8 protein-coding genes are annotated in these 9,749 nt (G+C 69.3%); 2 read left to right on the top strand and 6 right to left on the bottom strand.

Annotated features, from left to right (window positions below; all coding sequences use genetic code 11):
- Window positions 1–506 (top strand): NAD-dependent epimerase/dehydratase family protein (locus tag ACWDSL_RS49425; protein ID WP_450495835.1); only part of this gene is annotated, 506 nt, incomplete at its 5' end.
- A 43-nt stretch (window positions 507–549) separates the two neighbouring features.
- On the opposite strand, the gene ACWDSL_RS49420 is transcribed toward ACWDSL_RS49425, so the two are convergent.
- The 6 genes from ACWDSL_RS49420 to ACWDSL_RS49395 all read right to left on the bottom strand — a co-directional run bounded on the left by ACWDSL_RS49420 (window position 550) and on the right by ACWDSL_RS49395 (window position 8,789).
- A complete protein-coding gene (locus ACWDSL_RS49420) occupies window positions 550–2,730 on the bottom strand; it encodes a discoidin domain-containing protein (RefSeq protein ID WP_450495833.1) in 2,181 nt (726 codons plus the stop codon).
- Between the two features lie 66 nt (window positions 2,731–2,796).
- Window positions 2,797–4,395 carry a glycoside hydrolase family 13 protein gene (locus tag ACWDSL_RS49415; RefSeq protein ID WP_450495831.1) on the bottom strand — a complete coding sequence of 533 codons (1,599 nt, stop codon included), beginning with the start codon at window positions 4,393–4,395 and terminating at the stop codon, window positions 2,797–2,799.
- 61 nt (window positions 4,396–4,456) lie between these two features.
- A complete protein-coding gene (locus tag ACWDSL_RS49410) occupies window positions 4,457–5,332 on the bottom strand; it encodes a carbohydrate ABC transporter permease (RefSeq protein WP_450495829.1) in 876 nt (291 codons plus the stop codon).
- On the bottom strand, window positions 5,329–6,285 hold the full coding sequence (locus ACWDSL_RS49405) for a carbohydrate ABC transporter permease (protein ID WP_450495827.1): 957 nt from the start codon (window positions 6,283–6,285) through the stop codon (window positions 5,329–5,331). The genes ACWDSL_RS49410 and ACWDSL_RS49405 overlap by 4 nt, the downstream gene beginning before the upstream one ends.
- 5 nt (window positions 6,286–6,290) lie before the next feature.
- Window positions 6,291–7,631 carry an ABC transporter substrate-binding protein gene (locus tag ACWDSL_RS49400; RefSeq protein ID WP_450495825.1) on the bottom strand — a complete coding sequence of 447 codons (1,341 nt, stop codon included), beginning with the start codon at window positions 7,629–7,631 and terminating at the stop codon, window positions 6,291–6,293.
- 159 nt (window positions 7,632–7,790) lie between these two features.
- Complete coding sequence (locus ACWDSL_RS49395) at window positions 7,791–8,789, bottom strand: LacI family DNA-binding transcriptional regulator (protein WP_450495824.1); 999 nt, start codon at window positions 8,787–8,789, stop codon at window positions 7,791–7,793.
- 170 nt (window positions 8,790–8,959) lie between these two features.
- On the opposite strand from ACWDSL_RS49395, the gene ACWDSL_RS49390 reads away from it, so the two are divergent.
- Window positions 8,960–9,586, top strand: a complete 627-nt coding sequence (locus ACWDSL_RS49390; RefSeq protein WP_450495823.1) for a TetR/AcrR family transcriptional regulator — start codon at window positions 8,960–8,962, stop codon at window positions 9,584–9,586.
- Window positions 9,587–9,749 lie beyond the last annotated feature (163 nt).

Below are 9,749 nucleotides of genomic sequence, written 5' to 3'. Positions count from 1 at the left end.
AGGCGGTCGAGGTACGGCCCTCGGACTTCTTCGGGCCCGGCGTGACCGACGGCGGACACCTGGCAGCCCGGGTCATACCACGGCTGCTGCGCGGCAAGCCCGTCTCGACGCTCGGCGATCCGGACGCCCCGCACAGCTGGAGCTATCTCCCCGATGTGGCCAGGGCCCTCGTCGAGGTCGCGGACGAGGAACGGGCCTGGGGACGGGCCTGGCACGTACCGACGGAGCCCGCGCGGTCCACCCGGCAGATGGTCGACCACCTCGCCGCCCAGGCGGGAACGGGGCCGGTCGCGGTGCGTCGGCTGTCGCCCGCCGTACTGGGCGTCGCATCGCTCTTCTCCCCGCTGCTCCGCGAGCTGAAGGAGATCCGCTACCAGTTCGACCGGCCGTTCGTGGTGGACGCGAGCGCCTACGAGGCCGAGTTCACGGTACGGGCCACCCCCGTCGACGAGCAGGTCGAGGCGACGGTGGCCTGGTGGCGGGAGCGGTCGGCCACCACCGGGTGACATCCCCGACGGCGAACACGACCCGCCGCACCCGCCGTGGCGGTCAGGACGTCAGATAGGCCTCCACCTCGCTGAACTGGGCCGCCGGCCAGCCGGTGTTGGCGGTGACGTGGAGCCTCAGATAGCGCAGGTCCGTGTTCTGGGGCAGGTTGAGGGTGACGGCGTTGCCCCGCGCCGGGTCGAAGCGGTAGTCCTGCGCGCCGACCACCGTGGAGTACGACGAACCGTCGGTGCTGCCGAGCACGGACAGGGTCTGCGTGCGGGCCTCCCATGCCGAGGAGGGCGGCAGCTTCAGCATGACCCGGCGCACCGCCTCGCGGGAGCCGAGGTCCACCGTCCATGACTGCGGGAAGGCGTTGTTGGCGGACTCCCAGTAGGTGTTCGCGTCGCCGTCCACCGCCTTGCCGGGGGTGTAGACGTCCTGCGAGCCGGTCGCGGTGGCCGGCCGGCCCTTGAGCAGGTTGCGGGCGGGGTCCGGGTCGGGGTTGCCCTGCCCGGGCTGCGGCCAGCTGGAGCAGTCCGACCAGGTGCTGCTCCAGCCGGAGTTGCCGCCGCCGTCGGTGAGCGCGAAGGAGCCGGAACCGGCCGGGTAGGGGCAGTTGTAGACGCCCGCCACGCCGACGCCCGTGGCCGCGACATTGCCGAGCTTCGCCGCCCCCTGCGCCTCGGCCTGGACGACGACGGTTCCGGTGTTCTTCACCGTCGCGCCGGTCACGTTGACATATCTGACCGCGTAGCCGCGGCCGCCGCCGGAGACGAACTCGAACGCGCTGTAAGGGCTGTCCGTGATGGTCGTGTTGGTGATGTTGACGGTGGCGTTGATGGCGCTGTCGTAGGAGTCGACGCGCAGCGCCCCCATCGGGTGGTTCCAGTTGGGGTTCATGGCGCCGGTGCGCACCAGCGTGTTTCCGTCGACCGTAATCGTGCCGGAGAGCGGATGAAAGGGGTCGAGGAACTTCTGGTTGGAGATGGCGATCCCACTGCCGAGCGAGTTGGTGTCGGAGATCAGGTTGTTCTTGACCGCGATGTCGGTGCCGCCGTAGATCGCGATGCCGTTGGCGAGGTTCGGTTGCGAGATGGTGTTGTTCTCGAAGCTGCTGTCGGTGTCCGGCGCATTCAGCGACCACATGGCGAGCGCGTCGTCGCCCTGGTTGCGCAGGAAGTTGTCGCGGACGCGCACGCCCTTGGCGCTGCCGTTGAGGTTGAGCCCGTCGGCGGTGGTGTCGAGGATGCGGTTGTGCTCGACGACGAGGTTGTCGTTGTTGCCCATCAGCCAGAGGCCCACCTTCAGGTGCTGCAGCCACATGCCCGACACGCTGGAGTTCGGGCCGAGTGAGCCGTTGACGAAGTTGTCGGGGTTGGAGTCGACGCGCTCGGTGACCTCCCCGGTCACCGCGAAGTCCTTGATGTGGACGTTGCCGGACGAGCTGGACTGGTCGATGAAGCGCGAGGTGTGCACGGTGGAGTACCAGTGCCCGGCGCCCTGCAGAGTGACGTTCTGGACACCGCTCAAGGAGGAGGTCAGCTTGTAGTCGCCCGGTGGGATCCACACCACGCCGCCCTGGGCGGAGGCGATGGCGTCGCGGAACGCCTGCGTGGAGTCGCCCTGCCCGGTCGGGTCGGCGCCCTTCGAGGTGACGGAGACCGATCCCGCGGGCTGCGTGGCGGCCGGCTCCGCCTGCTCGAAGTCGACCACGTCGACGGTGGTCTGGACGTTGCCGGCCTCGAATGCGATCTTGTCGCCGGCCTGGACGTTCTGGCCCAGCACAAGCCGGGCGTTGTCGTAGAAGTGGTGGGTCTTCGCCCCGGCGATCCAGCCGGTGTCCACGTACGAGTACTTGGAGGTGACCGCCAGGCTCTTGGCGAGCTTGGTTCCGTTGACGTACACGCTGAGCGTGCCGGACTGGCCGTCGGGCACGCTGTAGGCGACGTTCACGGCGTTGGCCGCGCGGGGTGCGGTGAATTCGACGCGCTGGCCGGAGGCGAGACGGACGGCCTGGCGGTTGGATGCCTCGGAGGCGAGGGTGCCCTGGGTGTAGTCCGGGCCGATCTTGGTTCCGGTGGTGGTGGCCGACTCGGCCTCGACCGAGGTGAAGGGGAGGGCGGCGCCCGCGGCGGCGTGCGCGGCGGTGGGAGGCAGGACGAGCAGCATGCCGGCCGCCAGGGCCACGGTCGCGCCGATCGCCGGCATACGCCTGACCGATCCGAAGGTATTGCTGCGCATGTGCTGATCCCTTCGTGTGGGGGGTGTGGGGGTGGGGGTGAGAAGGAAACGCGGTGCGGTGGCGGCTCAGGCGCGCAGCCAGGCCGCGGTGTCCCGCGGCAGGCGGCCACGGTCGTCCAGTGGTCCGCTGGCCAGCAGGAGCCGGGAGTGGGCGGGCAGCCGGGCGGGCGTGTCCGCGAGGTTCACCACGCAGATGAGCCCGTCCGCACCGGCGAAGGCGAGGACGTCATCGGGGGCGGGGAGCCAGGTGAGCGGGGTGTCGCCGAATCCGGACGTGGCGCGGCGGATACGGAGGGCCGCGCGGTAGAGGCTGAGCATCGAGCCGGGGTCCTGCGCCTGGCGGTCGGCCGCGTAGCCGGGCCAGTCGGCAGGCTGGGGCAGCCAGGGCTCGACGCGGGAGCCGAAACCGGCGTACGGCGCCTCGGCCGCCCACGGCAGCGGCACCCGGCAGCCGTCCCGGCCCGGGTCGGTGCCGCCGGAGCGGAAGTGCATCGGGTCCTGGACGCGGTCGCGGGGGATGTCCGCCTCGGGCAGTCCGAGCTCCTCGCCCTGGTAGACGTAGACGGCGCCGGGCAGGGCCAGCGACAGCAGGGCGGCGGCCCGCGCCCGCCGGGTGCCGAGGGCGAGGTCGGCGGGGGTGCCGAAGGCCTTGGTGGCGAAGTCGAAGGCGGTGTCCTCGCGGCCGTAGCGGGTGACCGTACGGGTCACATCGTGATTGCACAGCACCCAGGTGGCGGGCGCGCCCACGGGAGCGTGCTGGGCGAGTGTCTCGTCGATCGACGCCCGCAGCCGCCGGGCGTCCCAGGGACACGCCAGAAAGGAGAAGTTGAAGGCGGTGTGCAGCTCGTCGGGGCGCAGATAGTGGGCGAAGCGCTCGGTGTCGGGCAGCCACACCTCGCCGACGAAGATCCCGCCGTATGCGTCGGCCACCGTCCGCCAGGAACGGTAGATGTCGTGCAGTTCGTCGCGGTCGACGTAAGGGTGCCGGTCACGACCCTCGACGAAGTCGGGCAGGCGGGGGTCCTTCACGAGTAGGGCGGCCGAGTCGATGCGGACGCCCGCGACGCCCCGCTCGAACCAGAAGCGCAGGATGTCCTCGTGTTCCTGGCGTACGGCCGGATGGCTCCAGTTGAGGTCGGGCTGCTCGGGGGCGAACAGGTGCAGATACCAGTCACCGTCGGGCAGCCGGCTCCAGGCCGGACCGCCGAACTGTGAGCGCCAGTCGTTGGGCGGCAGCTCACCGTGGTCGCCGCGGCCCGGCCGGAAGTGGAACAGCTCGCGCTCGGGACCGCCGGCGAGCGCGGCGCGGAACCAGGGGTGCTGGTCGGAGACGTGATTGGGCACGATGTCGACGATCGTGCGGATGCCGAGATCCCGCGCCTCGGCGATCAGCTTCTCGGCCTCGGCCAGGGTGCCGAAGGCCGGGTCGATGGCGCGGTAGTCGGCGACGTCGTAGCCGCCGTCCTTCAGCGGCGACACATACCAGGGCGTGAACCACAGGGCGTCGACGCCGAGTTCGGCGAGATACGGCAGCCTGGCGCGGACGCCCGCGAGGTCGCCGGTGCCGTCGCCGTCGCCGTCGGCAAAGCTGCGCACGTACACCTGATAGATGACCGCGGAACGCCACCAGTCGCGGTCCGTCCGGGCAGGGGTGGGCTGTGCCACGGCGGTGCCTTTCTTCTCGAGGGGGCGGGGCGGGAGTCGGCCCTTTGCGCTGCGGGCGGGGTCAGCCCTTCGTGCTGCCCGCGCTGATCCCGGCGATGATGTGCCGCTGGAAGACGAGGAACAGCGCGACCATCGGGACGCTGGCGATGACCATCGCGGCGATGAGCACGGTCAGCTGGATGTTCTGGGACAGCTGGACCAGTGCCACGCTGATCGGCTGCTTGTCCGGGTCGGAGAAGACCATCAGCGGCCACAGGAAGTCCTGCCACACCGCGACCAGCGCGAAGATGGACACCACGCCGAGCACGGGACGCGACATGGGCAGCACGACCGACCACAGGGTGCGCAGCTTTCCGGCGCCGTCGATCTCGGCGGCCTCCAGCACATCGCGCGGGATCTGGTCGAAGAAGCGCTTGAGGAGATACAGGTTGAAGGCATTGGCGACCGCCGGAAGCCAGATGGCCAGAGGGTCGTTGAGCAGGCTGGTGTGGAGCAGCGGCAGGTCGGCGACCGTCAGGTACTTCGGTACGACCAGCGCCTGGGCCGGGACCATCAACGTGGCGAGGATGCCGCCGAGGATCACCTTGCCGAAGGCGGGCTTCAGCTTGGACAGGGCGTAGGCGGCGGCCGTGCAGAACACCAACTGGAACAGCCAGGCACCGGCCGCCTGGACCACCGTGTTCCACAGGTGGGTCGGCAGCTGCATGAGCTCCCAGGCGTCGGTGTAGCCGCTGACGCGCCAGTGGGACGGGACGAGGGTGGGCGGGGTCCGGGCCACCTCGTCCGGTGACTTCGCGGCGCCGGTCACCATCCAGTACACGGGGAACAGGAAGGCGAGCGCGAAGAGCACCGCCACGCCGGTGAAGACCGTCCAGTAGACGGCCTTGCCGCGGGGGCGGGCCAGGGTGGCGGGGGAGACGAGGGTCCGGGTGCTCATGCGTCCTCCTCCCCGGATCGGGTCAGTCGCAGATAGAGGGCGGAGAAGAGCCCGAGCAGCACCAGGAGCATGACGCTCAGCGCACAGGCGCCGCCGAAGTCGTTGTAGAGGAAGGCGTACTTGTAGATGAGGTACAGAACGGTGACCGTGGCATCCTCCGGGCCCCCGCCGGTGATCACGAACGGTTCGGTGAACACCTGCATCGTCGCGATGATCTGCAACAGCATCAGCATGAGGATGACGAACCGGGTCTGCGGAATGGTCACATGCCGGATGCGCTGCCACAGATTCGCGCCGTCCAGCTCGGCGGCCTCGTACAGCTCACCGGGGATGGACTGCAGCGCCGCCAGATAGATCAGGACCGTGCCGCCCATATTGGCCCAGGTCGCGACGGCGACCAGGGATATCAGGGCGGTGTCGGCGCCGTTGGTCCAGTTCGAGGTGGGCAGGTTCAGAAAGCGGAGCGCCTCGTTGGCCAGGCCGGCGCCGGGGTCGTAGAACCACTTCCACAGCAGGGCGGTGACCACCGGCGGAATCATCACCGGCAGATAGACCACGACCCGGAAGAACGCCTTGGCGTGCCGGAGTTCGTTCAGCACCAGTGCCAGTACGAACGGGATCGCGAAGCCGATGAGCAGGGCGAGCAGGGTGAAGGTGAGTGTGTTGCGCCAGGCGGCACCGAACTCGGGGTCGTGCAGGACTCGGGTGAAGTTGGCGGTGCCGACCCACTCGGGCGAGGAGCCCGGTGTGTACTTCTGGAAGGCGATGACCACCGCGCGGATCGCCGGATACCAGGAGAAGAGGGCGAAGCAGAGCAGGCCGCCGAGGAGGAAGGCGTAGGCGCGGGCCTGGTCGTGCAGGCGCCGCCGCCCCCGGCCCGCCACCGGGGGCGGCGGCTGGACGGGCCGTACGGCGATCGCGTCGGCGGGGCGCCGGGTCGCGGTCCTGGTCATCGGTGTCAGCTCCGCGCCAGGATGCTGTCGATCTTGCCGGAGGCACCGTCGAGGAGCGCGTCGATGTCGGCGTCCTTCTTGGTCAGGACCGCGGAGACGGCTCCGTCGAGGACGGAGTAGATCTGCTGGGCCTTCGGCGGCTCGATCTTCATCTGCAGGTCCTGGCCGCCGTCGAGGAAGGCCCGGTAGTTCTCCACGGGGACGTTGGCGTTGGCCGTCTTGATCCGCTGGTCCTTGGCATCGGCGGGGCCGGTGAACAGCCGCGGCTCGGGCAGGCCGACGGGGGCGTCGCGCTTCTTGGCGCGGGCGTAGTCGCCGAGGAAGCCCTTGCCCGGCGTGAGGAACATGTGGTCGAGCCACTTCAGACCGGCTCGGATCTGCGCGGGGGAGTCCCCCTTGTGGAACATGTAGCCGTCGCCGCCGATGAGCGTCCCCTTGCCACCGGGCATGGGGGCGATGGCGAGGTCCTTGTAGTCGCCGCCCTTCTCCTTGACCAGGATCGGGATGTTGTCGGGCGCGGCGAGGTACATGCCGAGCTTGCCGGAGCCCATCAGCTGTTGGACGTCGTTGAGGATGAGGAGCTGCTTGCTGCCCATGGAGTCGTCGACCCAGCGCATATCGTGCAGGTTCTGCAGGACGGCGCGCCCCTCGGGGGTGTTGATGGTCGCCTTCTTGCCGTCGGGGCTGACGACGTCGCCGCCTTGGGAGTACAGCTCCGCCGTGAAGTGCCAGCCGCCCTGGTTCTGCGCGCTGTAGTCCGCGTAGCCGACGGTTCCGCCGCCCAGCTCCGCGATCTCCTTGGCGTCGGCGCGGACCTCGTCCCAGGTCGTCGGCGGCTTGTCGGGGTCGAGGCCCGCCTTCTCGAAGAGCTTGCGGTTGTAGATCAGGCCCATCGAATAGCCGGTGCGCGGGATGCCGTAGACCTTGCCGTCGACCGTGTAGATGTCGCGCAGTTCCTTCCGGATGGTGTCGTAGCTCTTCAGCTCCTTGAGGTACGGGGTGAGATCGGCGGCCTGACCGATGTCGACGACGTGCGTGGCGTCGGTGAAGTACGTGTAGAAGACGTTCTCCATCTGACCGCCGGCGAGCTTGGCGTCGAACGTCTTCGGGTCCTGGCAGGGGAACGCGTCGTGCGCGACAACATCGATGTCCGGGTTCTGTTTTTCGAAGGAGGCGACGTCCTCCGCGAATAACGCGTGGTCGACCCTGGCGCTCTTGGGCGGCATGCAGTTGACGGTGATACGCGTCTTTCCGCTCGCCGCGTCGTTGTCCGAGCCGCATGCGGTGAGGACGAGGGCGCAGGCACTCAGCACGATGAGGCGACGACGGAACCCGGTGCTTCTCATGGTGGACCCCTCTGGACAGGAGCAGGGAAGCCCCACGCCGGTGGGCGGAGCGCACACAGCCGTGGGTGCGCCGCACACTCAAGCACCGTCGACATCGTGCTGCAAGATGTCGCGCAGAAACTGAAAACAATCGACAGGGAATCCGAACCCCTGTCGAGTTCACCCCTGCGGGGCTTGCGCGGTGGAGCCGCGCACCACCAGTTCGGGCTCGAACGGCAACTCCTCGGCCTGTACGGCCAGTCCGCTGATCTGCGCGTTCAACAGCTCCACCGCCGCCCTGCCCATGGCCTCGATGGGCTGGCGCACGGTCGTGAGCGGCGGCTCGGTGCAGCTCATGAGCGCGGAGTCGTCGTAGCCGATGACCGATACCTGCGACGGCACGCCGAGTCCCTTGCGGCGCGCGGCCCTGATGGCCCCCAGGGCCAGCGGGTCGCTGGCGCAGATGATGCCCGTGACCCCCCGGTCGATCAGCCGCGAGGCCGCGGCCTGGCCGCCCTCGATCGAGAAGATGGCCCGGGCGACGAACTCGTCCGGCAGATCGCCGGCGACGGCTCGGGCGGCGGCCAGCTTGCGGGCCGACGGCATGTGGTCGCCCGGCCCGAGCACGAGCCCGATCCGCTCATGGCCGAGGGAGGTCAGATGGCGCCAGGCCTGCTCCACCGCCACGGCGTCGTCGCAGGAGACGCCGGGGAAGCCGAGCTGCTCGATGGCCGCGTTGACCAGCACCACCGGGATGTTGCGGTCGGCGAGCAGCCGGTAGTGGCCGTGCTCCGCGTCGGCCTGTGCGTACAGGCCGCCGGCGAACACCACGCCGGAGACCTGCTGTTGCAGCAGCAGGGTCACATAGTCGGCCTCGGAGACCCCGCCCTTGGTCTGTGTGCACAGCACCGGAGTCAGCCCCATCTGGGCCAGTGCCCCACCGATGACCTCGGCGAACGCCGGGAAAATGGGGTTCTGCAGCTCGGGCAGGACCAGTCCGACCAGGCGGGCGCGGTCGCCGCGCAACTGCGTGGGCCGTTCGTAGCCGAGGACGTCCAGGGCGGCCAGCACCGACTGCCGGGTGGCTTCGGACACCCCGGGCTTGCCGTTGAGCACCCGGCTGACCGTGGCCTCGCTGACCCCCACCTTTTTCGCCACTTCGGCAAGTCGTCGCGTCATACACGCAAGAGTATCGCAAGTTATGCAAGTCGCTTGCGTAAATGCTCTATCGGCTGCCTCGTCGTCTCCTGAGCGCCATCAACAGGTCGGTTGGCCAGGCGGGTTGGGCCGGGCGTCGACCCGACCAGTGAACATTGCAGTCGCTGCAATTATGTCCTACGGTTCCTCGCGTGATCGACGCCACGACAGGTGCCGCGTTGGGCTGGCGGGACCGCAAGAAGCAGCAGACCCGCTCCAATTTGATCTTGACCGCTCTGCGCCTGGTGCTGGAGCGCGGGCTCGATCACGTCACGGTGGAGGACATCAGCGAGGCGGCCGGAGTGTCGCCGCGGACGTTCTTCAACTACTTCGCCACCAAGGACGACGCGCTCATCGGCGACCACTTCGTCGACGGCGACGACTTCTGCGCCCAACTTCTCGCCACTGATCCGGCCCTTCCCCTCCTCGGCGCGCTGCGCCAGGCGTTCGTCCCGAGCGTCGAACGCCTCCAGGCGGAACAGGACCTGTGGTTCCTCCGGATGAAGATGATCTGCAGGAACCCGTCCATGATGCCGCGGCTGCTGGCTCGCGGTGCGGTGGCCGAGGAAGCGATGGTCGGTGCCGTCGCGACCCGTACCGGGGCCGAATCCGACAGTGGCTTTCCGGCGCTGGTCACCGCCGTCGTCGGTGCCGCCTTCCGGACGGCCCTGATCCGGTGGGCGTTGTGCGACGGGGCCCGGCCGCTCGGCGAGTTCGTCGACGAGGCGCTGCACTCCGTCGCCAGTGGCTTCACCGAACCGGCGCATCTGTCGCCCTGACCGACCCAGCACATCACCACGTTGCCACCAGGCCGACGAAGGGTTTGAGATGACCCCTGGCACCCCGTCTTCCGACCGACCACAGGTCGAAGCCCCCACGAATGAACCGGCTGAGCCGGGCGCGGAGAGCGCCGCCGCCACCGGCGGCGCCCCGGCCCCGCCC

The organism is Streptomyces sp. NPDC000941 (genome assembly GCF_053599555.1).
Note: the sequence above shows the minus strand (reverse complement) of the source record. Positions and strands in the feature narration are given on the sequence as shown.

What these genes read in the sequence shown, in the direction of transcription:
- ACWDSL_RS49420 (WP_450495833.1), bottom strand. Translation starts at nt 2,730, where the DNA reads ATGCGCAGCAATACCTTCGGATCGGTCAGGCGTATGCCGGCGATCGGC.
- ACWDSL_RS49405 (WP_450495827.1), bottom strand. Translation starts at nt 6,285, where the DNA reads ATGACCAGGACCGCGACCCGGCGCCCCGCCGACGCGATCGCCGTACGG.
- ACWDSL_RS49395 (WP_450495824.1), bottom strand. Translation starts at nt 8,789, where the DNA reads ATGACGCGACGACTTGCCGAAGTGGCGAAAAAGGTGGGGGTCAGCGAG.
- ACWDSL_RS49410 (WP_450495829.1), bottom strand. Translation starts at nt 5,332, where the DNA reads ATGAGCACCCGGACCCTCGTCTCCCCCGCCACCCTGGCCCGCCCCCGC.
- ACWDSL_RS49400 (WP_450495825.1), bottom strand. Translation starts at nt 7,631, where the DNA reads ATGAGAAGCACCGGGTTCCGTCGTCGCCTCATCGTGCTGAGTGCCTGC.